Origin of the sequence: Clostridium sp. Cult1 (assembly GCF_021655095.1) — a bacterium.
Taxonomy (GTDB): Bacteria; Bacillota; Clostridia; order Tissierellales; family Tepidimicrobiaceae; genus Schnuerera.
Window position 1 is genome coordinate 2,053,235 of sequence record NZ_PPXW01000001.1, and the last position, 26,267, is coordinate 2,079,501.

General features: G+C 30.8%; 30 protein-coding genes and 1 tRNA gene. 29 read left to right on the plus strand and 2 right to left on the minus strand.

Annotated elements, in window-relative coordinates; translation table 11 throughout:
• The first annotated feature begins 3 nt into the window (after positions 1-3).
• The 3 genes from C3E89_RS10260 to C3E89_RS10270 are packed head-to-tail and all read left to right on the plus strand — an operon-like array spanning position 4 to position 1,772.
• A complete protein-coding gene (locus C3E89_RS10260) occupies positions 4-963 on the plus strand; it encodes an LCP family protein (protein WP_236912739.1) in 960 nt (319 codons plus the stop codon).
• A gap of 19 nt (positions 964-982) precedes the next feature.
• Positions 983-1,336, plus strand: coding sequence for a ribosome silencing factor (gene rsfS / locus C3E89_RS10265; RefSeq protein ID WP_236912741.1), 354 nt, complete (start codon positions 983-985; stop codon positions 1,334-1,336).
• 55 nt (positions 1,337-1,391) lie between these two features.
• Positions 1,392-1,772 (plus strand): RidA family protein, encoded by a 381-nt coding sequence (locus C3E89_RS10270; RefSeq protein WP_236912742.1) that lies wholly within the window; start codon positions 1,392-1,394, stop codon positions 1,770-1,772.
• A gap of 26 nt (positions 1,773-1,798) precedes the next feature.
• On the opposite strand, the gene C3E89_RS10275 is transcribed toward C3E89_RS10270, so the two are convergent.
• A complete protein-coding gene (locus tag C3E89_RS10275; protein ID WP_236912744.1) occupies positions 1,799-3,070 on the minus strand; it encodes a D-alanyl-D-alanine carboxypeptidase family protein in 1,272 nt (423 codons plus the stop codon).
• A gap of 153 nt (positions 3,071-3,223) precedes the next feature.
• Between C3E89_RS10275 and C3E89_RS10280 the strand changes: the two genes are divergently transcribed.
• From C3E89_RS10280 to C3E89_RS10355, 16 genes are all read left to right on the plus strand, one after another.
• Positions 3,224-3,841, plus strand: a complete 618-nt coding sequence (locus tag C3E89_RS10280) for a helix-hairpin-helix domain-containing protein (RefSeq protein WP_236912746.1) — start codon at positions 3,224-3,226, stop codon at positions 3,839-3,841.
• A 14-nt stretch (positions 3,842-3,855) separates the two neighbouring features.
• A complete protein-coding gene (gene selD, locus C3E89_RS10285) occupies positions 3,856-4,887 on the plus strand; it encodes a selenide, water dikinase SelD (RefSeq protein WP_236912748.1) in 1,032 nt (343 codons plus the stop codon).
• A 14-nt stretch (positions 4,888-4,901) separates the two neighbouring features.
• Complete coding sequence (gene selA, locus C3E89_RS10290; RefSeq protein WP_236912750.1) at positions 4,902-6,332, plus strand: L-seryl-tRNA(Sec) selenium transferase; 1,431 nt, start codon at positions 4,902-4,904, stop codon at positions 6,330-6,332.
• The gene (selB, locus tag C3E89_RS10295; protein WP_236912752.1) at positions 6,329-8,245 is read left to right on the plus strand and encodes a selenocysteine-specific translation elongation factor; all 1,917 of its coding nucleotides are present in this window, start codon (positions 6,329-6,331) and stop codon (positions 8,243-8,245) included. The genes selA and selB overlap by 4 nt, the downstream gene beginning before the upstream one ends.
• Before the next feature lie 35 nt (positions 8,246-8,280).
• Positions 8,281-8,991 (plus strand): response regulator transcription factor, encoded by a 711-nt coding sequence (locus C3E89_RS10300; protein ID WP_236912754.1) that lies wholly within the window; start codon positions 8,281-8,283, stop codon positions 8,989-8,991.
• A 350-nt stretch (positions 8,992-9,341) separates the two neighbouring features.
• On the plus strand, positions 9,342-9,857 hold the full coding sequence (gene cobO, locus C3E89_RS10305; RefSeq protein ID WP_236912755.1) for a cob(I)yrinic acid a,c-diamide adenosyltransferase: 516 nt from the start codon (positions 9,342-9,344) through the stop codon (positions 9,855-9,857).
• Positions 9,858-9,978: 121 nt separating this feature from the next.
• Positions 9,979-10,075, plus strand: a tRNA-Sec gene (locus C3E89_RS10310).
• A gap of 142 nt (positions 10,076-10,217) precedes the next feature.
• Positions 10,218-10,427 (plus strand): small, acid-soluble spore protein, alpha/beta type, encoded by a 210-nt coding sequence (locus C3E89_RS10315; protein ID WP_236912757.1) that lies wholly within the window; start codon positions 10,218-10,220, stop codon positions 10,425-10,427.
• A gap of 122 nt (positions 10,428-10,549) precedes the next feature.
• Positions 10,550-10,930 carry a universal stress protein gene (locus C3E89_RS10320; protein WP_236912759.1) on the plus strand — a complete coding sequence of 127 codons (381 nt, stop codon included), beginning with the start codon at positions 10,550-10,552 and terminating at the stop codon, positions 10,928-10,930.
• A gap of 54 nt (positions 10,931-10,984) precedes the next feature.
• Positions 10,985-11,584: a DUF3841 domain-containing protein gene (locus tag C3E89_RS10325; RefSeq protein WP_236912761.1), complete on the plus strand. Its 600-nt coding sequence runs from the start codon at positions 10,985-10,987 to the stop codon at positions 11,582-11,584.
• A 33-nt stretch (positions 11,585-11,617) separates the two neighbouring features.
• Positions 11,618-12,088: a tetratricopeptide repeat protein gene (locus C3E89_RS10330; protein ID WP_236912762.1), complete on the plus strand. Its 471-nt coding sequence runs from the start codon at positions 11,618-11,620 to the stop codon at positions 12,086-12,088.
• 269 nt (positions 12,089-12,357) lie between these two features.
• A complete protein-coding gene (locus C3E89_RS10335) occupies positions 12,358-13,263 on the plus strand; it encodes an ABC transporter ATP-binding protein (protein ID WP_236912764.1) in 906 nt (301 codons plus the stop codon).
• Positions 13,263-14,006 carry an ABC transporter permease gene (locus tag C3E89_RS10340; RefSeq protein ID WP_236912766.1) on the plus strand — a complete coding sequence of 248 codons (744 nt, stop codon included), beginning with the start codon at positions 13,263-13,265 and terminating at the stop codon, positions 14,004-14,006. The genes C3E89_RS10335 and C3E89_RS10340 overlap by 1 nt, the downstream gene beginning before the upstream one ends.
• A gap of 11 nt (positions 14,007-14,017) precedes the next feature.
• Positions 14,018-14,752 carry an ABC transporter permease gene (locus C3E89_RS10345; protein WP_236912768.1) on the plus strand — a complete coding sequence of 245 codons (735 nt, stop codon included), beginning with the start codon at positions 14,018-14,020 and terminating at the stop codon, positions 14,750-14,752.
• An 87-nt stretch (positions 14,753-14,839) separates the two neighbouring features.
• The gene (locus C3E89_RS10350; RefSeq protein WP_236913473.1) at positions 14,840-15,565 is read left to right on the plus strand and encodes a response regulator transcription factor; all 726 of its coding nucleotides are present in this window, start codon (positions 14,840-14,842) and stop codon (positions 15,563-15,565) included.
• A gap of 1 nt (position 15,566) precedes the next feature.
• Entirely contained in the window at positions 15,567-16,466 is a 900-nt protein-coding gene (locus C3E89_RS10355; RefSeq protein ID WP_236912769.1) for a sensor histidine kinase, read from the plus strand.
• 35 nt (positions 16,467-16,501) lie between these two features.
• On the opposite strand, the gene C3E89_RS10360 is transcribed toward C3E89_RS10355, so the two are convergent.
• Positions 16,502-16,981 (minus strand): superoxide dismutase family protein, encoded by a 480-nt coding sequence (locus tag C3E89_RS10360; RefSeq protein WP_336512944.1) that lies wholly within the window; start codon positions 16,979-16,981, stop codon positions 16,502-16,504.
• A 76-nt stretch (positions 16,982-17,057) separates the two neighbouring features.
• On the opposite strand from C3E89_RS10360, the gene C3E89_RS10365 reads away from it, so the two are divergent.
• From C3E89_RS10365 to C3E89_RS10410, 10 genes are all read left to right on the plus strand, one after another.
• On the plus strand, positions 17,058-17,933 hold the full coding sequence (locus C3E89_RS10365; RefSeq protein WP_236912771.1) for a patatin-like phospholipase family protein: 876 nt from the start codon (positions 17,058-17,060) through the stop codon (positions 17,931-17,933).
• 65 nt (positions 17,934-17,998) lie between these two features.
• Positions 17,999-18,931, plus strand: a complete 933-nt coding sequence (locus C3E89_RS10370) for a DUF5700 domain-containing putative Zn-dependent protease (protein ID WP_236912773.1) — start codon at positions 17,999-18,001, stop codon at positions 18,929-18,931.
• A gap of 17 nt (positions 18,932-18,948) precedes the next feature.
• Positions 18,949-19,671: a hypothetical protein gene (locus C3E89_RS10375; protein WP_236912776.1), complete on the plus strand. Its 723-nt coding sequence runs from the start codon at positions 18,949-18,951 to the stop codon at positions 19,669-19,671.
• A gap of 48 nt (positions 19,672-19,719) precedes the next feature.
• Positions 19,720-20,211: a PTS sugar transporter subunit IIA gene (locus C3E89_RS10380; protein WP_236912779.1), complete on the plus strand. Its 492-nt coding sequence runs from the start codon at positions 19,720-19,722 to the stop codon at positions 20,209-20,211.
• Between the two features lie 152 nt (positions 20,212-20,363).
• Positions 20,364-21,221: a MurR/RpiR family transcriptional regulator gene (locus tag C3E89_RS10385; protein WP_236912780.1), complete on the plus strand. Its 858-nt coding sequence runs from the start codon at positions 20,364-20,366 to the stop codon at positions 21,219-21,221.
• Positions 21,222-21,230: 9 nt separating this feature from the next.
• Entirely contained in the window at positions 21,231-22,130 is a 900-nt protein-coding gene (gene murQ / locus C3E89_RS10390; RefSeq protein ID WP_236912782.1) for an N-acetylmuramic acid 6-phosphate etherase, read from the plus strand.
• 101 nt (positions 22,131-22,231) lie between these two features.
• Positions 22,232-23,581, plus strand: a complete 1,350-nt coding sequence (locus tag C3E89_RS10395; protein WP_236912784.1) for a PTS transporter subunit EIIC — start codon at positions 22,232-22,234, stop codon at positions 23,579-23,581.
• 65 nt (positions 23,582-23,646) lie between these two features.
• Complete coding sequence (locus C3E89_RS10400; RefSeq protein WP_236912785.1) at positions 23,647-24,693, plus strand: MupG family TIM beta-alpha barrel fold protein; 1,047 nt, start codon at positions 23,647-23,649, stop codon at positions 24,691-24,693.
• A gap of 106 nt (positions 24,694-24,799) precedes the next feature.
• Positions 24,800-25,192, plus strand: coding sequence for a zinc-ribbon domain-containing protein (locus C3E89_RS10405; RefSeq protein ID WP_236912788.1), 393 nt, complete (start codon positions 24,800-24,802; stop codon positions 25,190-25,192).
• Positions 25,193-25,256: 64 nt separating this feature from the next.
• Positions 25,257-26,036, plus strand: a complete 780-nt coding sequence (locus tag C3E89_RS10410) for a J domain-containing protein (protein WP_236912790.1) — start codon at positions 25,257-25,259, stop codon at positions 26,034-26,036.
• The last annotated feature ends 231 nt before the right edge of the window (positions 26,037-26,267 follow it).

Genomic DNA, 26,267 nt, shown 5'->3' on the forward strand with positions numbered 1-26,267 from the left:
CCAGTGAAAAAAACATTTTTTAAAACTTTTTTTGTTTCTTTTATCATATTTTCATTAGTATGGAGTGGATTTATATATAAAACCGTTATTAAAGCTACTGGTGAAGAAGATGATGATAATGAATATAAGGAAACCTTTATAGATAGATTAGTAGATGGAAAAGATGATATTACCTTTTTATTATTAGGTGTAGATTCTAAAGATGTAAGTAAAAGTTCTGGTACTAGAACTGATACTATGATGTTATGCAAAGTCGACAAATCAACTGGAGATATATCTATTCTTTCAATACCTAGGGATACAAAAGCAAGAATAAGAGGTAGAAAGTATGAAGAAAAAATCAATCATGCCCATGCCTATGGTGGTCCAGATTTATCGGTAAAAGCTGTCAAGGATTTATTAGGTGTTGATTTGGAATACTATGTTAAAGTTGACTATAATATAGTTAAAGAATTTGTTGACTTGATTGGTGGAGTGGAAATTGATGTTCCAATGGATATGAAATATAGTGACCCAGTTGCAGATCCACCTTTATATATAGATTTAAGAAAAGGGTATCAAACATTAGATGGAGATAAAGCATTACAGTTTTTAAGATTTAGAAAAGGATATGCAGATCAAGATTTAGGAAGAATTAGAGCTCAACAAGAATTTATTAAAGCTGCTGCTGAAAAAGCTTTAAGACCATCAAATATTGTAAATATTCCTCAAATGATAAAATCTTATTATGATAATGTGGATACAAATATACCATTAGATGTAATTATGAAGTTTGCAATGAAGGCCAAAATCTTTAGTACAGAAACTATGCAAGCTTCTACATTGCCTGGGGATACTAAATATATTAGTGGGGTATCCTACTTTATCCCTGATGAAGAAGAGACGGGCAAACTAGTTAAATCTTTATTTACTGAATATAGGGCTGTTGAAAATACAGAAAATCAAGGAAGCGAATCAAATTAAAAAATCAGGAGGTAATTTGGTGAAAGATATTGATGAAAGAATATCTATTATAGTTAAAGCCTGTAATGATAAAAAAGGGTTTGATATAAAAGGATTAGATATTAGAAAACTAACTACTATTACCGATTACTTTATATTGGTAAGCGGTAATTCTACTACTCAAGTATTATCTATTGCCGATGAAATAGAAGAAAAAATGATGAAAGCAGGATATGAGCTTTTAAGTAAGGAGGGTAAAGAGAGTAGTAGATGGGTTTTGTTGGATTTTGGGGATATAATAGTCCATATATTCCATAGGGAAGACAGAGAATTTTATGATTTAGAAAAGCTATGGGCTGATAGTGAAGAACTAACATTGGACTATATATTATAATATAAGCTTTAGATCCTAAGTATTATCTAATATTTGAATTTTAGGAGGTTAAATGATGAAAACAAAGCCAATATCAACAAATAAAGCACCAGGAGCTGTAGGACCTTACTCACAAGGTATGAATGCTAATAATCTAATATTCACCTCTGGTCAACTACCTATAGTACCAGAGACAGGAGAATTGTTAAAAGGGAATATTAAAAAGGAAACTAGATTATGCTTGGATCATGTACTTGCAGTGGTAGAAGCTGGTGGAGCTAGATTGGAAGATATAGTAAAGATAAATATATACATAAAGGATATGGAAGATTTTCCACTAATCAATGAAGAATATGAAGATTTCTTTAAAGGTCATAAACCAGCCAGATCCTGTGTACAAGTAGCTAAACTTCCGAAAGACGGAAATATAGAAATTGAAGCCATAGCAGTATTATAAATAAAAAAGCAGCATAGCTGCTTTTTTTATTGGAAAGAACTTGGAACTTTATATAAAGAACGCCTTCGTCTTCTATTTTTCTTACGTTTGACAATAACCACAACTCTATATAAGACAAATAAACCAACTAATAATAGATACCATTTACTTAAAAGCCATTGAACAATAGTTACAGGAGGTATTTTTTCTATATCTAAAGTAGATATAATCTCTGCTTGTCCTAAAAGCTGACCTTGCAAATAGTACTCAACCTTTCCTAAAACCTGCCCTTTCTCAATGGGGGCTTCTATTTCTTTATCAATATAGACTTTTTTATCTATTTTATCTATGGATCCTTTTGGTATTGAAACAGGTAGATCCTCTTTGATTATACCTGCCACAATAGGATTTATAGCATCTTTTATCTCAATATTATCAACAAAATAATTCTTAGTTGTCACATTAACTTTTTCAAAATTATTGAATCCATAGTTTAACAATTTGTGTATATCTGAAAAAACTTCTTTACCATTGGATTTTAATACTACAGCAATTAAATTTTGATTGCCTCTTTGAGCGGAAGCAACTAAACAATTTTGGGCTACTGAAGTGTATCCAGTTTTTACTCCATTAATACCTTCGTATTTTATGGGAACAGAATTTCCATCTACATTTATTTTTTGAGTGCTATAGAGCAACCTATTGGCAGATTTTAAATATCTTTCCTCTTCTTTTTTATTGGTTTTAGGTATAGTATAAGTATAATTGGAGACAATCTCTCTGAAACTGTTATTTTTCATAGCATATTGTGCCATTAAACTTAAATCATAAGCAGTAGTTAGATGACTATCATCTGACAAACCGTTAGGATTTACAAAGTTTGTATTTAGGGCACCTAGTTCTTTTGCTTTATCATTCATTAGCTTAACAAATTCATCAATACTACCAGAAATATGCTTTGCAATAGCTAAGGCAGAATCATTAGCAGATTCAATTAGCAAGGCATTTAATAGATCCTCAAACTTTAGTTGTTCACCTGGCTCTAATGCTATATGACTACCATCAGTAAGCCTGACCACTTCTTCGTCAACAGTTACAATATCATCCATATTGCCAAGCTCTAAGGCTAGTATTCCAGTCATAATTTTAGTAGTACTAGCTGGATGTAATTTCATATGAGGATTTTTTTCATATAGAACCTGACCAGTATCTGAGTCAATAAGTATAGCACCTTCACCAGAAAGGTTTAGGCTATCTGCAAAAGAGATGCTATATGTAGTAAAAAATAGGAGTAATATAATTAATATGATTTTTTTCAAATAGCTCCCTCCTTTATTGGATTAATTATAAGTATATCAGAAAACAACAAAATAATTAATAGAAATGTAAAATTTTTTTAGAAAGAAGGAAATTCTGTTAAGATATAGAATATATATTATGGATTAATCTATAGGAGAGGGTGAACTTAAGGCATGGCATTTTTTTCAAAAAAAGAACAGTTACTTGTAATCATAATAATAATTATCATATTTTTAATATCAGGTTTTAATTACATAAATAAAAATTTATTATCTGCCAATAATACTTACAATGAAAATCCAGATGAAGTAGAAGAACTTCTTATGAAATTAGAGGAAGATATAGAGACAAATGAAGAAGATGAATATATAATGGTACATGTAAGCGGACAAGTATATAATCCAGGGATAGTAGAATTAAAATTTGGCTCTAGAGTAATAGATGCAATAAATTTAGCAGGAGGATTGAAAAAAGATGCAGACTCGGATAAAATAAACTTAGCTAGGAAATTGTCGGATGAAGAGAAAGTCCATGTACCTAGAATTGGTGAAGAAGAAATACCCTTGGAGGATTCTAATTTAGGTCAAGGGAACAATAAAGTAAAAATTAATATTAACACTTGTACTAAAGAAGAACTAATGTCTCTACCAGGTGTTGGTGAAGTCCTAGCAGAAAGGATACTAGAATATAGGGAACAAACTTCATTTAAAACCCTTGAAGATATTATGAATGTATCTGGTATAGGTGAAAAGAAATTTGAAAACATTAAGGAACTTATTATTGTAAAGTAAAGGAAGTGATATATATGGATAAAAAATTAACCGAATTAACTAAAAGCTCTGGGTGAGCAGCTAAAATCGGACCCGATATATTGGCACAGGTTTTGTGCCAACTACCAAAAACTTTTGATGATAATTTAATAGTAGGATTAGATACTGCTGACGATGCAGCAGTCTATAAGATAAATGATGAATTAGCTTTAATACAAACTCTAGATTTTTTTACTCCAATTGTAGACGATCCCTATTTGTTTGGACAAATAGCAGCAGCTAATTCTTTAAGTGATGTATATGCTATGGGAGGAGAGCCTAAACTAGCCATGAACATAGTAGGTTTTCCAAATTGTTTGAGTCCCGATATATTAGTTCAAATATTAAAAGGAGGCCATGATAAAGTAGCTGAAGCAGGAGCTATTTTAGTAGGAGGACATACAGTAGAAGATGATGAACCTAAATATGGATTATCTGTTGCTGGATTCGTTAATCCTAATAAGGTATTAACCAATAGCAATGCAAAGCCTGGGGACTTGTTAGTGTTAACCAAACCTTTAGGTATTGGAATAATAAACACAGCCATTAAAGGAAGATTAGCAGATAAGGAAGCCTACGATGAAGCCACTAATGTAATGTCTACATTAAATAAGTATGCAAAAGAAGCAGTAGATAATGTTCAAGTTAATAGTGTAACAGATATAACAGGCTTTGGGTTATTAGGCCATAGCCTAGAGATGGCAGAATCTAGTTCAGTAACTATAAAAATAAACCATAAAAACTTACCCATAATTTCTAAGGCAATTGAATATGCCAAAATGGGGTTAGTTCCAGCAGGAGCCTATTCTAATAGAGAACATATAGGTAACAATGTAAAATTTGTAAACAATATACCAAATGAGATAGAAGACATATTATTCGACCCACAAACATCAGGAGGGTTGTTAATTTCCATATCGAAGGATAATGTAGAAAAACTATTAAAGGAATTATCCAGCATTTCAACTAAGTATGCAGTAATAGGAGAAGTAGTGGAAAAAGAAGATCATTATTTAATAGTAGAATAAAAGAGAGGGATTGCATGAATCAGAGAAAAAGTTTATTTAAATTAATTCCTAAAGTAGATGAGTTATTAGAAATTGATAGCATAAAAACCTTGGTAAAAGAAATGCCACGAAAATTAGTAGTAGATTCAATTAGAGAAGAGATAGAATTTTTAAGAGAGGATATAAAGAACAAATCATTAAAAGAGGAAGAAGTAAAGGAAAGGAATACTAACCTACCATCATTAATAGTAGAAAGAGCAAAAATGAAAAACTCCTATAAACTTAAAAGGGTAATCAATGGAACAGGAGTAGTAATCCACACTAATATTGGCCGTTCCTTAATTAGTGAAGAGATTATGGAAAATATTAAAGATATAGCCGTTAACTATTCTAATTTAGAATATGATTTAGATAAAGGCGAAAGGGGCTCAAGATATAGCCATTTAAAGGATATAATTGTTGAAATTACCGGTGGGGAAGATGCAATGGTTGTTAATAATAATGCAGCAGCAGTATTATTAGTCTTAAGTACAATGGCAAAAGGAAAAGAAGTAATAGTATCTAGAGGAGAATTAATAGAAATAGGAGGCTCTTTTAGGATACCTGATGTAATGGAACAAAGTGGTGCAATTTTAAGAGCAGTAGGTACTACAAATAAAACCCATCTATGGGATTTCGAAAATGCCATTACAGAGGAAACAGCTGCATTGTTAAAGGTTCATACCAGTAACTATAGGATACTAGGTTTTACATCGTCTGTATCAGCAGAAGACCTATATCCATTAAAGGAAAAATATAATCTTCCTTTAATCGAAGATTTAGGAAGTGGGGTATTAATAGATTTGTCTAAATTTGGTTTAGAATATGAACCTACAGTACAGGAATCCATTAAAAAAGGAGTAGATATAGTAACTTTTAGTGGAGATAAATTATTAGGAGGCCCTCAAGCAGGCATTATAGTTGGAAAAAAGGAATATATAGATGCTATGAAGAAAAATCCACTTACTAGGGCCTTCCGAGTAGATAAGTTCACAATTTCAGCCTTAGAAGCCACTCTTAGACTTTATCTTGATGAAAAAACTGCAATTGAAAAAATACCAACATTGAAAATGTTATCAGCAGGGACTGATAAATTAGAAAAAAAAGCAGAAAAACTATATAATATGATTATAGAAAAAATAGATCTTAAGAACTGTAGATTAAAAATAGTTGACAATTATTCAGAAGTAGGTGGTGGCTCTTTACCTTTAGAAAAAATACCAACTAAATGTATAATGATAAGTTTAGAAGAACAGAGCATTACAGAACTTGAAATAGCCTTAAGGGAATACAATATTCCAATAATCACCAGGGTTTATAAAGATAATCTATATATAGATTTAAGAACAGTAAGGGAAGAAGAATTTGATATAATAGTAGATGGATTATTATTTGGATTAAATAAGGTGAAAGGGTGCATTATATGAAACATATTATAGTTGGAACAGCAGGCCATATAGACCATGGCAAAACTACACTTATAAAAGCCCTAACTGGTAGAGATACAGACAGATTAAAAGAAGAAAGAGATAGGGGTATTTCAATTGAACTTGGTTTTACCTATTTTGATTTACCTAGTGGGAAAAGGGCAGGTATAATAGATGTTCCTGGCCATGAAAGGTTTATAAAGAACATGCTTGCTGGTGTTATGGGAATGGATATAGTATTGTTGGTAATAGCAGCCGATGAAGGAGTAATGCCCCAGACAAGTGAACATTTAGCTATATTAGATTTATTAGGAATAGAAAAAGGATTTATTGTATTAACTAAATCAGACTTAGTAGAATCAGAGTGGTTAGAATTAGTTAAAGAGGACGTAAGGGAACAAATTAGAGGGACTTTTTTAGAAAATGCCCCAATTATACCTGTATCTTCTACTAAAAAAACTGGAATTGATGAAGTAATAAAGTTGATAGACGAGTTGACTTTGGAAATGGGAGATAGGGAAACTGAGGATATGCCTAGACTTCCAGTAGATAGAGTATTTACAATATCAGGTTTCGGAACAGTAGTAACTGGGACTTTATTGTCTGGAAGTTTAAGTATAGGAGATGAAATACAAGTTTTCCCTGGAAATAACATAGCTAGAATAAGGACCTTACAAGTCCATGATCAGGATACTGAAACTGCTTTTGCTGGACAAAGGGTAGCTATAAATATGGCAGGGCTTAAAAAAGATGAAGTCCATAGAGGAGATGTAATAGCTCCTAAAGATTCTATGAAGGAAACCTTAATGTTGGATGTAAAGGTTAAACTTATAAAGGGTATAGATAAATCAATTAAAAATAGAACTAGACTAAGACTATATATCGGAACTAAAGAGTTGCTTTGCAGGATAGTCCTTTTAGACAAGGAAATCCTAAACCCAGGAGAAGAAGCATACGCTCAATTACGATTAGAAGAAAAGGTAGTTGCTAAGAGGGGAGATCGGTTTATTATCAGGTTTTACTCACCTATGTTTACCATCGGTGGTGGAGAAATACTAGAGCCTAATCCTTCTAAAAAGCAGCCTTTTGATGAAGAAGCTATAAAAGAACTCAAAATAAAGGAAAAAGGACAATCTATTGATATTATAGAAAAAATAATACTAGATAAAAGTAAATACTTTCCAACTATAAAGGGAATCTCTACAACTACCGCCATGTTAGAAGAAAAGGTAAAAGAAGATGTGAATAATTTGATTAAATCAAATAAAGTTATATTATTTAGTCTAACTAAGGATTTTCATGTAATTCATACAGAGTATTTTAACGAGTTAAGTGAAAAGATTGTTGAGGAGTTAGATTCTTTCCATAAAAGATATCCTTTAAGAATAGGAATGCCTAAGGAAGAAATACGTAGTAGATTTTTAAGCAATGCCCCTGCTAAAGTAGGTGAAAGGTTTATAGACTTATTAATAGAAAAAGGGCTTATAGAACAAAAAATGGAAAGTATTCATATGGCAGGTTTTGAAATTGAATACAGTGACATTCAGTTAGAGATAAAAAATAGTATAGTTAAAGCCCTTAAAGAAAAAAGATTTACATTACCTAAAAAAGAAGAACTCATAAAAACTGTAGGATATGACTCCAATCAAGTGGATGAGGTAATAAACTCTTTGGTTAACAGTGGGGAGATTTTTAGACTAAATGATGAAGTTTACCTATATAAACCCATTTATGAAGAAGGTATTCAATTACTAAAAGAATATATGAAAGAGAATGAGTATATTACCGTTGCCCAATTTAGAGATATATTGAATACCAATAGAAAAGTTGCTTTACTGTTATTAGAATATTTTGATCAATTGAAAATAACCAAAAGGGATGGAGATAAAAGAACGCTTTTAGAAGAAAAATAATAAACTCTATCTTTTTTAACCATGGAGTGATGTAGATGAGTACTAAAGTTATAGTTATAAATAGGGATAAACTCTTTGTAAAAGGATTAAAATATAGTTTAGAGCAAGACAATTATTTTGTTGATGCAGCCTATAGCATAAAAGAAGCTGTAGAAAAAATAAAAAAGAAGGATTATGGTTTAGTCATACTAGATTTAGCTCTTCCTGATGGCAATGGATTGGCTCTCTGTCAAACTATCAGAGATAACTCCCAAGTGCCTATAATTATTTTAACTGAAAAAGAAGAGGATATAAATAAAATTTTAGCCTTAGAATACGGTGCCGATGATTATATAACTAAACCTTTTAATATCTTAGTTTTAAAAGCCAAGATTAAGGCAATATTAAGAAGGGTAAATATGAAGAACTTCCAGATAGACAATCAAACTATTAAAGTAGATGATTTTACTATAAATACCCTAGGTAGGAAATTGACCATAGGAGATGAAAGTATATCTTTAACTGGTAAAGAGTTCGACCTATTTTATTTATTGGTATCTAATCCTGGAAAAGTATTTACAAGGGAAGAATTACTAGAAACTATTTGGGGATATGAGTATTTTGGAGATTTAAGGACAGTAGATGTTCATATAAGACGATTACGAGAAAAGATTGAAAAGGATTCTAGTAATGTAGAGTATATTCATACAAAATGGGGAGTAGGATATTATTTTAGAAGCAAAAAAGCAAGTGCTGCCATCGATTAGTAGCTATAAGTATATAAAGCATACCCGCTTTTTATAGGCGGGGTTTTTTTATATAAATATAATAATAGATATTGAAACTTAAAACTTTTTAGACTCATTTTATTAGTTCTTAAACCCTATAATTTATAACAAAGTCATGCACTAAAGAAAGGGAATACTTATATGGGTTTATTGGCAGAAATGGTGCTGGTAAAACTACAATTATAAGGGGATTCTCCCTTCCCCATTTGTAGAAAATCTTATTGTATCTATCATACCAACTAGCTACGGGGTCTAATAAATTAAGTAAAAAAATTACATAGAAAACAGTATGTTATAATTAACATATCAATTCTAAGGGGGAATAAAAGATGGATAAAGGATACATACATGTATATACTGGAAATGGAAAGGGGAAAACTACTGCTGCATTAGGATTAGCCCTAAGGGCTATTTGTGCTGGTAAAAAAGTATTCATAGGTCAATTCATAAAAGGAATGGAATACAGTGAGCTTAAAAGTGTAGATTATTTACCTAATCTAGTTATAGAGCAATTTGGCAGAGACTGTTTCATATATAAGGACCCGGAAGAGGAAGACATTAGATTAGCAAGAATTGGATTGGATAAATGTAAAAATATTTTGAAGGAAGGCGATTATAATATAGTAATTTTAGATGAACTGAATATAGCAATATATTATAATCTATTTACTATAGAGGAAGCTATAGAAGCAATTAATAATAAGGCATCAAATGTAGAAGTTATAATAACAGGTAGATATGCAGATGAAAGGATAATCCAAATAGCTGATTTAGTAACAGAAATGAAGGAGATTAAGCATTATTATAATAAAGGTGTAGAAGCAAGAAAGGGTATTGAAGTATAAATATGTAGGCTTTGTGGGCAAATTGTTATTTTGACATAATTCGATGGTAATAGCAAAAAAACTTGAATAAATACTTGAAAAGTTGAAAAAAATGTTGTATAATGACATTTGTCCTTAATATGGGGGTAGATGGGTGCTGGTGTGCCCTCTGGTCTTCAAAACCAGCGCGAGGGGTTAGGAGCCTCTTGGGTGAGTTCGATTCTCACATACTCCCGCCATAAATACTAGCAGCGTTAGCTGCTTATTTTTTTAATTAAAACATATGGTAAATTTTACCTTTAATCCTTAAATTGGTTGGTATTTATATTCCATTATTAGATAAAATAAGATAGAAACAATTCTATCTTAAGAGGTGATTATATGGAGAAAAGACCTATTGATTCTAATGCTATAAAGGCATTAAATGAGATGAAAATGGAATTGGCAGAGGAATTAGGGGTTTCAGATACTTTTACAAATAAGGGTAAGCTAGATCCAGTAACTAATATATTCACAGCAGGTCCTGTAGGGGGCCTTATGACTAGGAAGCTAGTAGAAATGGGAGAAAAGGAATTAATGGATGAAGAATAGGATGGATGTGACTATCCTATTCTTCTTTTTTAATTCAGCAATAAATTATAGCGGAATAGGTAACATTTTTATAAATTCATGTTATAATGTAATGGGTATCACTCTTTAAAGGGGGATTTCATATGAAAAATGCTAAAGTTATGGTATGTGTTACCCAGCAAAAAACCTGTGAAAGATTAATACTAGAAGGTTATAAGTTAGTTAAAACTAAAGATGATAAGCTGTATGTAATACATGTAGTAAGCCAAGGAGAAAAGTTTCTGGAATATATTGACGATGGAGAAGCCTTAGAATATTTATTTAATGTGTCTAAGAAAGCAGGGGCAGATTTAACGGTCCTTAGGTCCAAGAATATTTTAAAAGCTATGATCGATTTTGCGAAAGAAAATCATATTACACATATAGTTATGGGAACTCCTCCAGATACCAAAAAAGTTAATGATATAAGCATTGGATTACAATTACAAGATGCTTTACCAGATGTACAATTTATAACATTATAGGAAAGACAGCAGGGCAGTTTCTGCTGTCGCATTTTTTGAAAGGGAGTGAATGGAATGATCAATAATAGAAGCAATTCAAAAAAAGTAATTCTTTGGACTAGGCAGGACATTAAAAGTTTAGATGATTTAAAGAATAATGGAGTAATTAGAATTAAAAGAAAACATTTAGAGGAAAAGTTTGAAGAAATAGCTGATTATATTATAAAACTTTATAATTGGTTTACAAATGAGGCAAACAAGATTGTACCTAAGCCTAAAGAGGTAGAATTCCCTATATGGTGTTCAATTAGTGAAGAAAATATGTTGAGACCAACTTTAGATACTGTGGTTTATGTGTTGGAAGTAGATGAATCTGAAATCATCTATTTTGATGGGATGAAATGGGATTATGTATTGAATCATTTATATATACCGAAAGATGAGAAAGATGAAGAAGAATATTTAAAGGATATAAAAAGGAAAGGATTTAAAGATGCTTTTTCTGTTATGGATGAGAAGATTATCCATTTTTATCCCGAAGAAAGAAAAAGGATAATGGATAGTTGGATAAGGGTATTTGAAATTGACCAATGGGATATATTTAGAATCCAAGCTAATATTTGGGAGATTAGGTCTGAGATGGTTAAAGATGTACTATATTATAAGGAAGTTTAATCCTTGAATATAGGAGGACTAATCATGTAGGATTTGGAAATAGCAATTCAATTAAGAAAAGAAGGCAAATTAAAAGAAACTAATAAGGTATTATTAGAGCTTGTAGGTAGATATCCTAATGATCCAATAGTTAATTATCATTGTTCCTGGAGTTTTGATGCACTGGGTTTAGAAAAAAATGCAATACAATATTATGAAAAAGCCATTTCAATAGGATTACCTGATGAAGAACTAAGGGGTGCTTATTTAGGCTTAGGAAGCACATATAGAATATTAGGTAAATATGAAAAATCAAAAAAGATATTTGAGGAAGGATTGGTAAAGTTTCCTCAATATGAAGCAATGAAAGCTTTTTATGCAATGACTTTGTACAATTTAAAATGGTATTCTAAAGCAATGGAAATATTGTTGTTTAGTATTGCCCAAACATCCTCAGATGAGAATATAAAAAAGCATAAAAAGGCTATTAATTTTTATGCCGATAAGTTGGATAAAATATGGTAATCTTCAATTTAATAGGTATATTTGATTAAGGGGAAGATAATGATTACAATTTACCTGAGGAATTGTTTAGATATATTAAAAATAATACAGCTGAAAGTTAAACATTACCTAACCATTGATATTACTATTATAGAGCCTATAGGCTCTTTTTTAATTGGATTTGGATTCATATGAAAATTAAAGTAGAATTAAGGTTCTGTTAATAAAGAGTTAAGTTGATCCCTATAAAATTATAAATGATCAAAAGTAATTAATTAGGAGGGATTTGAGTGGATGAATTAATTATAGAAACAAAGGGATTAACTAAAGATTTTGGTAAATTTGCAGCAGTAAAGAATGTAAATCTTAAAGTGAGGAAAGGTGCTTTGTACGGTTTTTTAGGTCCAAATGGTGCCGGGAAGTCCACTACTATTCGTATGCTTTTAGACTTAATGAAACCTACAAAAGGAAAAGTCTATTTATTTAACAAAGATATTGGGATCCACCGTATGGAAATATTAAGAAAGGTAGGGGCAATGGTTGAGTCTCCTTCTTATTATGAAAATTTAACAGCCTATGAGAATTTAGAAATAATAAGAAAGATATTGCAAATAGATAAAAAGGAAATAGATAAAGCTTTAGAGATTGTAAATTTATTTAAATGGAAAAATAAAAGGGTAAAAAACTTTTCTTTGGGCATGAAACAAAGATTAGGGATTGCCCAAGCTTTAATGGGAAATAGAGAGCTTTTAATACTAGATGAGCCTACTAATGGCCTGGACCCAGCAGGGGTAAGGGAAATTAGAAATTTAATAATTAGTCTTCCTGAAATTACAGGAGCTACTGTGCTGATTAGCAGCCATATTTTAAGTGAAATTGAATTAATAGCTGATCATGTAGGCATTATTCACAGGGGGAACCTATTATTTCAGGGAACTTTAGAGGAATTAAAGGCAAAGGGAAATCTTGAAATTGCTATTAGAGCGCAGCCACTTTTAGAAGCAGAAAAATTTTTAAAAAGAAAGGGTTATGTTGTGGAGAATAGAGAGGGAAAGCTTTATATATCTAAGGGGAAAATAAATATAAAAGAATTAAACAAGACATTGGTATTAGAGGGCTATGGAGTTTCTCATTTAAGCGAAAATAAGAAAAACTTAGAAGAAGTCTTTTTAGAATTGACAGGGGGAATAGAGTAATGATGGAATTTTACCAACTATTGAAGGGAGAATTTCTAAAACAAAAAAAGAGTTTTCTATGGCCTATAGCCTTATTAACACCGATTTTAGCAGGTGGACTTAGTTTTATAAATCTTTATCTTCGCTATGATTATTTTATGAGCTTAGAAGCTAATGAAGGATTAAATTCATGGAATCTATTGCTAATGCAACATCACTTTATGTGGTTTTTGTTCTTGCCCTTAGTTGTTACTATATTTGCTTCAATGGTATATTATATTGAATATAAGTCAAATAACTGGAAAAACACTTTGGCCCTTCCAGCTTCAAAGAAGAAAGTATATTTAGCTAAGTGGTTTATAGTATTTATATTAAGCAACATAATGATACTTACCAATGGCATAGTCTTATTTATTGTAGGTAGAGCATTAGGATTTCCTGAAACAGTAGATATTATATTAATTTCAAAATACATTATTTACCAGATATTTGCTATTACTAGTTTAATAAGTGTTCAAAGCTTTATAAGTGCTGAAATAAGTAATACAAATATAGCATTAGCCATTGGATTTGTAGGGGTTGCGTCTTCCTTGTTTTTTGCACAGTCAGAAAGGTTATCTAAATTTATTCCTTATGCCCATACAATTTATACCTTACCAGACCCAACTATAAATACTAATATTCCACTACAATATGGTTTTGGTTTTGGGATAGCCTTTTTACTAATAGGGATTTTTTTCTTTAATAGAAAAGAAATAGGTTAGGAGTGAATTAAGTGAAAGATATATTTAAAATCGAAATTTTAAAGTTAAAAAATACTAAAATATTGTTGATTGTTATTCTAGCCCCTATATTTATGGTAGCTCAAGGGGTTATTAACTTAATCCGTTATTATGATTTATTCACAGGGAAGGGACAAAATGTTTGGGAACAACTTTATAGTCAAAGTATGATTTTTTATGCCAGTATTCTTTTTCCAATTCTAGTAAGCATCGTTATGACTTTAATTGCAAGAATTGAAAATACCAATAACAGTTGGAAACATTATCTTAGTCTGCCAATAGATAAACAAAAGGTATATGGGATAAAGTTTATCCTAGGATGTCTACTTGTGTTTATAAATATATTGGTTTTGATTATAAGTATGTTAGCGGCAGGAAAAATTATTGGTGTTGAAGGGAATATACCTTATAAAGTTATTTTTACAAAACCTATGGTGATGTATATAGCAGCCTTACCTATTATGGCTATTCTTTATAGTTTAAGTATTAGATTTTCCTATATGGCTATTCCTTTAGGAGTTGGCATTGGATTAACTTTACCAGCTATAATAGTAGCTAACTCTAGGTACTGGATACTTTATCCTTGGACTTATCCTATTATGGCAGCTTTAGGAGGTGATATGGAAATTTTCAGCAAGGGAAATATTGTATATATTGTTAGTTTCATATTGCTAATTAGTGTATTTGGTTTTGGATATAGTAGTTTTATAAAAAGGGATATTGCTTAAAGAAGTAAGATATTTTAGAAATTAAAGGAAAATCATTAAGAATTATTGTATAACGGGCTTTAATAGGAGGGAGAGGTTTTGCTTGATATAGATATGATCAATATTAGAAATAAGAAGATATTGTTAGTAGATGATGAAGTTGATATTTTGAACTTATTAGAAGCTGTTCTATTAAAAGAAGATTTCAAAAATATTTATAAAGCTACTTGTGGCCATGAGGCTATCAAAATTACAAAAGAGATAAGTCCAGATATTATAGTTTTAGATATAATGATGCCAGATATTGATGGTTTTGAAGTTTGTAGGAGACTAAGGGAATTCACCCTTGTACCTATTATTTTCTTATCAGCTATGGATGAGGATGTAGATAAGCTTTTAGGATTAGGTATTGGTGGAGATGACTATATTACTAAGCCTTTTAGTCCAAAAGAAGTAGCATATCGTATTAAAGCCCATTTTAGGAGAAGCGAATATATGGCTTTAAAGCATCAACACAATGAAAAAGACATAATAACTTTTGGAAGTATTGAAATTAACAGAGAAAAAGGAGAAGTTAAAAAAAGAGGTATTCCTCTAACTTTAACTGCTAAGGAGTATAATCTACTTTTATATTTAGTTCAAAATTCAAATCAAATTTTAAGTAAAAATAGAATATTAACAGAAGTATGGGGCTATGATTTCGAGGGATATGACAATACATTGATGGTCCATATTAGGCACCTGCGAAGAAAGATAGAGGACGATCCGGCTAATCCAAGATATATTATAACTGCAAAGGGTTTAGGCTATAAGTTAGTTATAGAGGATGAATAAAATGAAGTGGAAAATTTTATTAAGGTTTTTATTAATTCTTGTATTATCTGTTATTATTGCCTTTAATATTAATATCTTTATAATCTATAGATTTTTTCTAGCAGATGACTACTCTGAAGGAGAATGGAATCAGCTAGGTAACTTCTCCTTAACCTTTGACCAATATATTTTTGAAGAAGATGGTAACCCTACAGTAAAAAGGGAAGGAATTAGAGAACTTAATCTTAAAAATGGATGGATTCACAATCTATCCCATGATTTAAAAACTCCTCTAGCTTCCATTAAAGGTTATGGAGAATTAATGGCCGATGAAGAATATATTTTAAGCCAGGATGAAATAAAGGAATATTCCCATATAATTAAAGAAAAGGCTGAATATATGGAGAAATTACTTGGGGATTTGAAGCTAACTCAGGTTTTAAAAAGAGGCTTAATACCCATAAATCACAAAAAGGAGGATCTTGTAGAAGTCATAAGAGATATTACCATTGATGTATTAAATAATCCTAACTATCAGGAAAGGAGAATACTCTTTAATCCAAAAAAAGAAAAGATTATTTTCTTCTTTGATAGATCTCTGTTGCAAAGGGCTTTTACCAATCTTATTTATAATTCTATAGTTCATAATGATGAAGATACGGAAATCATCATTACGATGGAGAAAAAGGATAAAATCTATATTCAAATAGAAGATAATGGCAAAGGGATTTCCAAGGAAGATTTAGATAATCTGTTTGAAAAATATTATAGGGGAACAAACACAGGTGAAAGTCATAAAGGTTCAGGGCTAGGTATGACTATTGCTAAACAGATAATCGAAGTTCATGATGGAGAAATAGAAGTAGAAAGTACTTTAGGAGTAGGAACGAAGATAGATATTATATTTCCTTTAATAATATAAGTCCCAAGGTCAGACGAAAAATCTGACCTTTTTTCCTAATAAAGTCTACATATAACTCCACAAGCCATCCTCTTACCTGCATTTCCAGCAGGTTGTGTTCTATAATCATCAGGATTCTGATGAATTATTACTGATTTTCCAATAACATCCCTAGGTTTAAACTTATCAGTAAAAAAGCTCATTCTTGCATATCCATTATTTGAAAATATTACAGGAAAATCTCCTGCGTGGTTTCCATGGGGCTGATTTGTTGGGTTATAGTGTTCTCCGGCAGATTGGAAAGGGTTTTCTGGATCTGAAATTTCACAAACACCAAATTCATGTATATGGAAACCAAAAGGACCTATAGGTTCTCTTCCATTTTCGGCAGGTTGGTATAAGGGGAGACCCCATACTTCCAAATAGACTTCTGTTCCCCCTGCCACATCATCAAAAAATATGTTACCATATATATTAGGGGCTATGTTTCCACCTATTATTTTAGCATACGCTGTAATTTTGTTTTTATAATTCACATTGACTCCTCCCTTCAAATATATTCTATGCAGAAGGGTTTCAATAGGTGTAATATTATGTTGGAGGCGATATTAGATGAATAAAAAGTTAGGTTTAGTCCTTGAAGGTGGTGGCATGAGAGGAGCCTATACTTCAGGGGTCCTAAGAGCCTTTATGGATGAAGGTATTAAATTTCCTTATGTAATAGGAGTATCAGCGGGAGCAAATAACGGTGCTAATTTTGTGGCAGAACAGAAAGAAAGGAATAAAAAGGTCTTTGTAGACTATGTATCCCATAAGGATTATTCCGGATTTAGACATTTAATTAAGGAAAGAAGCTATTTCAATATGAAATTTTTATTCGATACACTACCTAATCAGTTAGTACCTTTTGATTATGATACTTTTTTCAATTCCCCAACAATATTTAAAGTTTGTGTAACTGATGTTGAAACAGGACATCCAAAATACTTTGAAAAAAGTCAATCTAGAGACAATAAGGAATTTATGAATAAGGTGCTAAGAGCATCTAGTAGTCTTCCAATTATATCACCCCCAGTTGAGATAAACGGAAAGCTTTACTTTGACGGGGGAATTACTGATTCTATTCCTATAGAAAAATCTATTGAGGATGGAAACCAGTACAATGTAGTAGTACTTACTAGAAATAAAGATTATTTAAAAGAAGAGCAAAAATTAGGAGTATATTCGAAGCATTATTTGAGAAAATATCCTACAATATTACAGGCTATCAAAAAAAGGCATATTAAATACAATATTACTTTAGAAAAAATCGCAAATTTAGAAAGAGAAGGTTATATATTTGTTTTTAGACCAATTGCCCCCTTGATGGTGGATAGATTAGAGAAAGATCCCCTTAAATTAAATAATCTTTACAATCAAGGATATGAAGAGACATTGGAAAGAATGGAAGAGTTTAAGAAATGGATGAAAAAGGTTAATAAGGATTAAATACTCATACCCCATTTCTAATAGTCGTATATATTAATATAGGCCATTAGAAATGGGGGGATAGGGTGGTTATCGATACGGAATCAATGGAGATATTAATCCAGATATTTGAGCAAGAATTTTTAGATGAAACACTGTGGAATGCTTTTATAAAGACAAAAGGGATGAGAGGATTTTTAAATTATCAAAACAGTATTGGAAAATTAAAAGATACAACTCAAATTAAAGAAGAATTAAAAAGAGTTGTTGAAAATGAAACTTATGCAGATAAATATGAGTTTCTAAAATTAAAGAAAAATTTAAAATTGTTAAAACTTGATATTAAATACATTAAAAAAAATAGTCATATTATAATTGAAAAAGCTTTAAAAGAAGTATATAAAATCGTTCCAAAACAAATGCCAATTAGATCCAATATATATCTTTATAGCGGAGGAATAGATGGGGGTTTTACTATTAATAGAAAAGATATATTCATCAATTATGGAAGATATATTGGGGAAAGAGAAGAATTTATTAAAATATTGAGCCATGAAATGTATCATAGTAGGCAGCTTCCCATTGAAAGTAAAATCATATTTATGTTCAAACTGATATCAAAAAAGAATAGACTTTTATATGGAAGTATTGGAAAAATCATTGAAGAGGGAATAGCTTGCCTTATTCAACATGGTGCTAATCTGGAGAAAGATGATTTAACTGGGAGTCTGACTAGAAGAAATTTACTATTTGCCAAAGATGAATTTGAACTTATGAATAATATTCTGATAAATATTAAATCAGGGAAAACAAATAGTAAAAATAATAAGTATTTAAATATATATGTGATAGGATATTTAATAGTCAGCTATCTTTATAAGGAAAAAGGGGTAATTATTTTAGATGATTGGACAATTAATTTAAATTTTAGAAGGATAATTAAAGAATACATAGAACTATGTAATAAGAACCAAATACCATCTGGTTTTAAGATGGATATCATCCAGTGGATTATATAACGAAAGGGGAAATTGGAATGATGAAAGAAGTATTCATTATATTCAAGAATAATTTTAGCAAGCTTTTAATCTATCTTGTATTATCAATAATTATTACATTGATAACAGTAAATTTTGATTTACCTCTCATTAAATCTTCAGAAATAGATTTAACATTTGATTTTAAATTACTTCTTAACTTAAACTTCCTTAAAATTATCGGAATTTCATTAATTGAAATATACATAACAGCCTATGGGTTAATAATAGCAAAGAAAGTCACTTTAGATAATTCTGTTGATCAAAAAGAATCTTTTTCAGAAGCCTTATCTTATTATCCACGACTATTGATTATTAATTTGATTTTTACAGGAGTCATATTTATTTTTACTTTATTATTAATAGAATTAATCAAGGTATCACCAAAAAATATGACGTTACTCATGTTTAGCAGCATAACTATCCTAGTTGGCTTTGCTGTTTTTTCAATCTTCATAAGAGTTACAGAGAGTTATATAGTATATTATGATGAGAGTATAGGATTTTCTTTTAAACAAGGGATAAAAATAGGGAAGAATTATTTTTTGAAAATATTAGGATTATTAATAATTGGGTCTATTTTAGGAAGGATTATAGGTGGTGATATATTTGATGTAAACACTATAACTTTAACTTTTGGAACATTAATTACTGTATTATATTCTATTTATTTAACCCTTTATATAATGAATTTATGCAAAGTATGGGGAAAGGTTAATTAATGGTGGTATAATAGTTATAATAATACCGGAAGAGGTGATGCTGTTTTGATGAATTTTTTCAAAAAAAACAAACCAATCCATATTCTAGCTCCTATGTCAGGTAAAATCATTCCATTAGAAGAGGTAGATGATAAAGCTTTTTCTGAAAAGAGATTAGGAGAAGGTATAGCAATTGAGATTACCGATGGGAAGGTAATAGCACCTTTTGATGGGGAGATAACTAGTACCTATAAATCAAACCATTGTGTTGTTATCAGATCTGAAGAAGGTATAGAACTTTTAATTCATGTGGGCTTAGAGACCATTAAATTAAAAGGAGAAGGATTTACTCAACATGTAGCATTAATGCAAGAAGTAAAACAAGGGGATGTGATTTTAGAAGCTGATTTAGAATTTCTTAAAGAAAAAAGGAAATCATTAATATCACCAATAATTATTACTAATACGGGGAGAATAGAATCTATTGAAAAAGCAGATGGGGTTGCAGAAAAAGGCCAGTCGAATATAATGACTGTAACTTTAAAGAAAAGTAAATACTAGTCTTAATATCAATAATAAGGCAAGGGATTTCACTCCTTTGTCTTATTATTTTATTGAAAAATGAAAATAAGTTTCAAAAATAAAAGAAAGTATTGAAAAATAATTTCACATATATTATAATAAAGATAATAAAAGAATTGGAGCTGGTAAAGGTGGATAGTACAATTTTTACAAAAATGAAACAGGGGATGTCAAGTTTCAGGCCATCAGAGAAGAAAATAGCTAACTATATCCTTAATAATTCTAGGGAAGCTATAAATTTATCTGTTTCGGAGATGGCAAAAAAAAGTAAAACAAGTGAGGCCAGTGTAGTTAGATTTTGTAGAACATTGGGATTAAGTGGTTATCAAGATTTAAAGATAGGCTTGTCCTTGAACACAGCGCAAAATTCAAAAAAAGAAAAAATACTTCACGAGATAATAAATGTGGATGATTCGCCTAGAACTATTTTAAACAAGTTATCAGCAGGAAGTATTCAAGCAATTCAAGATACTTGTAATTTGGTAAATACCCATGGTTTGAGTGAAGCTATTGAAGTGATCGATAAATGTGAAAAAATACACCTTTTTGGAATTGGAGCTTCATCAATAGTGGCTCTAGATGCTCAATACAAATTTGCTAGGATAAATATTCCTTCCATTATGTTTATGGATCATCATATTCAAGTAACATCAGCAGTCCATTTAACTGAGAAAGATGTAGCTATAGGAATCTCAAATTCAGGTAGAACCATGGAAGTTATAGAAGGACTGAAGATAGCTCAAGAGAGAGGGGCTACTACCATAGCCATAACTCAATATGGTAAGTCGCCTATACAAGATGTTTCTGATATTGTATTATTTACTGCCAGCGTAGAGAATAACTTTAGGAGTGGTGCTATGGCTTCTAGGATAGCTCAGTTGTTAGTTATAGATAGCCTTTTTATCGGAGTTGCATGTAAACGTTATGATGAAGTTATTAATTATTTAAAAACTACAAGAGAAGCATTAGAAGATAAGAGGTATAAATAGGAGGCGGAAATGAGTTTAATAACAGAAAAATCTAATATTAAATCTAAAGGGATAGATAAAAAACCAGTACTAGAAGTATTAAAGATTATGAATGAGGAAGATAAACTTGTAGCTTATGCAGTGGAAAAAGAATTATCAAATATAGCAAAGGCTGTAGAAAAGATAATTGAGTCTTTTAAAATAGGAGGTAGGTTAGTATATATAGGAGCAGGAACTAGTGGTAGATTAGGTATACTTGATGCTTCTGAGTGCCCACCTACTTTTAGTACAGATAAAGATCAAGTTATCGGAATAATTGCAGGAGGAATGAAAGCGGTAACTGATGCAATTGAAGGAGCAGAAGATAATTCACTAGCTGGAAAAGAGGATTTAGTAAAGATAGGCTTAACAGAAAAAGATATAGTAGTAGGAGTAACAGCCAATGGAAACACTCCGTATGTATTAGGGGCAATGGAATATGCAAATAATATAGGTGCAACAACTATTGGTTTATCTTGTAACCAGGATAGTAAAATCACAAAAATAGCTACTATATCTATAACACCAATTGTAGGACCAGAAGTAATTACAGGATCTACTAGGTTAAAAGCGGGAACTGCACAAAAAATGGTTTTAAATATGCTTTCAACTGCTTCTATGATTGGCATGGGGAAAGTATATAATAATTTAATGGTAGATCTAAATCCTTCCAATATTAAATTAATGAATAGAGCAAAGAGAATCATTATGGAAGCTACAGGAGTTGAAGAAGAGGAGGCAGAAAGGCATTTAAAACTATCAAACAATAAACCAAAAGTCGCCATAGTTATGATAGAAGCAAGATGCAGCTATGAAAAAGCCATAGAACTTCTTGAAAAGAATAATGGTTCTATATATAAGGCTATTGCTGCAGAAGATTCAGCTAAGTAATGTAAAAACAAACAAGCTATTTGGATTGGATGAAGGATTATATATAAAGACTTCGAAAGGGGTGAACAGGGAGTATTTAAATAATAAAAGGAGGTATTAAAGTGACCGATAAAATCAGCAGAATTTCGTCTGAAATAATCAAAAACGTAGGCGGGGAAGACAATATTATTAGTTTTGAGAACTGCATGACTAGATTGAGAATCAAACTCAAAGATAAATCTTTATTTAAGAAAGAAGGTTTAGAAAAGGTAGACGGAGTAATGGGGATTGTTGATTCAGGGGATCAAATTCAAGTGGTTGTAGGACCAGGAGTTGCATCAAAAGTATCAGACAGGATTAGAGAAACTACTTCCATATCTGTTGAGGATGTTGTAGAATTTGGTGATGCTGCTACAGTAAAAAAACAGGTAAAAGAACAATATAAAGCAGCTCCAAGTGATACTTTAAAGAAAATATCTGATATATTTATTCCGTTAATTCCAGCATTTATTGGTTCTGGATTAATAATGGGAATTAATAATATTCTCATGAAGACAACTAATATTAATCCTAATATCACAGGCTTATTGGGAGTTTTCTCAGGAGCGGTATTTGGATATATGGCAATAATGGTTGGAATGAATGCAGCTAGGGTATTTGGTGGTTCTCCTGCAATTGGAGGTTTAATGGCAGGAATTACAATATCTCCAGGGTTGGCAGGTTTGACATTGTTTGGTAGAGAATTAGTGTCAGGAAGAGGCGGAATAATAGCGGTATTATTAGTTGTGTGGTTTGCATCAATGCTTGAGAAAAGGTTAAGAAGATCTATTCATGAATCAGTAGAATTGATACTCACACCATTATTAACCATTTTAATTTCAGGATTTGTAGCAGTAATTATATTACAACCCATTGGCGGAGCCATCTCTGATGGAATTGGAATGGCAGTTACAGGAGCTATAGAAAAAGGAGGAGTTTTAACAGGAGCAATATTAGGAGGAACATTTTTACCTTTAGTTATGACAGGACTTCATCAAGGATTAACTCCCATACATGCAGATTTATTGCAAAATACAGGTGTGACAACATTATTACCAATACTAGCAATGGCTGGTGCTGGTCAAGTTGGTGCTAGTTTTGCAGTTTATTTTAAAACAAAAAACCAAAGATTGAAAAAGACAATCAAAAGTGCTTTGCCTGTTGGAATTCTAGGTGTTGGTGAGCCTTTGATTTATGGGGTAACTTTACCGTTAGGTAAGCCATTCCTTGGAGCTTGTATAGGTGGAGCTATAGGTGGAGCCATTGTTGCACCATTTAAAGCCGGAGCCATGGGAATGGGTATATCTGGGTTACCTTTAGCAATTCTTATTGACCAAGGTCATGTATTGCACTATTTGTTAGGAATTATCGGAGCTTATATTGGTGGATTTATTGCCACATATTTAATAGGTTTTAAGGATCCAGTTGATTAATATATATCATAAAACTCAAGGCGAAATATTTCGCCTTGAGTTTTATGTAAAGAGGAGTGATATATTTGATAGGGATATCTGTTTATGCAGGTATGGATAACAGCATAGAAGAAATACTACAATACATGGAAAAAGCCAATGATTTAGGTATAGATTTACTATTTACATCAGCACATATACCAGAAGTAAAAAAAAATTTTATGAAAGATTTTGAAACAATATTAAATCTAAGTACGAAACTTGGTTTTACTACTATTGTAGATATATCAAAGGGTTACTTTGATCAATTAGATTTTAGTAAATATAAAATTGACTATATAAGGTTAGATTATGGATTTACATTAGAAGAAGCTGCTAAAATGACACAAAAACACGATTTTGGAATATCTGTAAATGCTACAACATTTGATAAAAATCAAATTGAAGAATTTATAAAGTATGGAGGTAAAGTTGACAAAATAAATGCATGTCATAATTTCTATCCTAGGAAACATACAGGAATATCTGAGGAATTGCTTATTGAAAAGAATAAAATATTTAATGAATATGGTATAAAAACCATGGGGTTTATTGCCAGTCATTATAGGAGAAGGGGACCTGTATATGAAGGATTACCAACCTTAGAGAAACATAGAGAACTTAATCCAATTATTTCAGCTCAACACCTTTTACAATTAGGGTTGGATTATATTATTATCGGAGATTCTATGGCTTCAACAGAGGAATTAGAAATAATATCTTCTATTAGAAAGGATATTATTCTACTTCCTATAGAATTAAAAGATAATCTAACAGAAGTAGAGTTAGATTTATTACAACAGGTTCATACCAATCGTTCAGATCCTGGAGAGTATGTTATTCGTTCTCAAGAATCTCGACTGATTAAAAAAGGAAAAATTATACCTAATAATAATGGTATACCCAGAAATACTTATTATGTTACAATTGACAATGAAAAGTATAATAGATATGAAGGTGAGCTTCAAATTCTTCAAATAGATTTACCTTCCGATGAGAGAGTAAATGTTGTAGCTGATGCAAAAGAAGCTAAGTTATTAATAGATTTTTTAGCTCCTAATAAAAAGTTTAAATTTTATTTTACAAAAAGCTAGTATAGATTATTAATAAGGGGATTCACTATCTTTTTTATCAAAAAGAATGTATAATAAATATTAAGCTACATTTAATGGCTTAATATTTATTATAGGAGTAATGTAAATGAATTGGTTAAAAAAACTTATGGCTGGAAGATATGGCGGAGATCAACTTTCTATGATCTTGATAATATTATCATTATTATTAACATTCATTGGACAGTTGACAAAAATCCAAATACTATTATTGATAAGTTATATTCCTTTAGGTATAAGCATTTATAGAATCTTTTCAAAAGACATATCTAAGCGTAGAATGGAGAATTATAAATTTGCTATGTTTGTAAGCCCTATATATGCTTGGTTTAAAAGAACAGAGAATCGTATGAAAGATAGAAAAACTCATAGATATTTTAAATGTCCAAATTGTAAGTCCAAATTACGACTTCCAAAAGGAAAAGGGAAAATTATGATTACTTGTCCTAAATGTAAGACAAAGTTTTCTAAAACAACATAATTAGTTTAAAATATAAACTGGAAAGCTGAAGAAAATTTTAAATTAAGGGGAGATTAAAATATAAATGGATATATTCAAAAGGATATTAGGCAAAATTTTATTTGCTATAGCCCAGCTAATATCAGTTATACTAGATATTGTGATAAAGTTAATAGAAACAATAGTAACATTTGTGAGAAGTATTGCAATAGGATTTGTAGCTTTAATAGGCATGGGAGGTTGTCTAATCCTTATGCTTTTGGCTGGCCCTTTTGGAATTCTAATATTGGCCAATCCTGTAGTATTATTAACCTTATTGTTCTTTGTTGTATTTCCAATTCTAGGCACTAAATTTGTATCCTATTTAAAATATCTAAAATATATTTTAACTGAATTTTTATTTGACCGGGCCAATTATTTAATTGACGGTATAAGCTATAGATTCCAATCTTTTGATGAATATAAATATGCCTATAAAAGGATGGAAGAAGAAAGAAAAAGAAGAGAACAAGAAAGACGTTATGCTGAACAACAGAAAGAGTGGGAAGAGCAATTTAGACAATGGTATGAATATCAAAATTCTCAAAGGGAGAATTATAGCTATGATGGGCAAACTAACTATGGGTACAATTATGCTAATCCTAATATAGAGTTCAAAAACAAATATGAGAAAAGTTGTGATCTGTTAGGTGTACCCTATAATGCAGACAAATATCAAATAAAATTAGCCTATAGGAAAAAGGCTAAAGAATATCATCCAGATTTAAACAAATCACCAGATGCAACCAGTATATTTCAACAGATAAATGAGGCTTATGAATTTTTAAGTGATGAGAATATAGAAAGATATACAAGTATAAGATAGTTATAATGATAGGAGTAAACCCAAACACTTAGGAATTTCCAATTGATCATTTGCAAATAATTTCTATACATGATATACTCTATAAGTTAGTTGTAAAAGAGGCACCCAAAATTCAAAGATTTAGCGGGGGATAAATATCAATATTATAATCAATATTATATAAGAAATTGTTTACTAACATAATAAGACTATGTTAGTTTTTTGTTTTATAATGATAATTAATTTATAGGA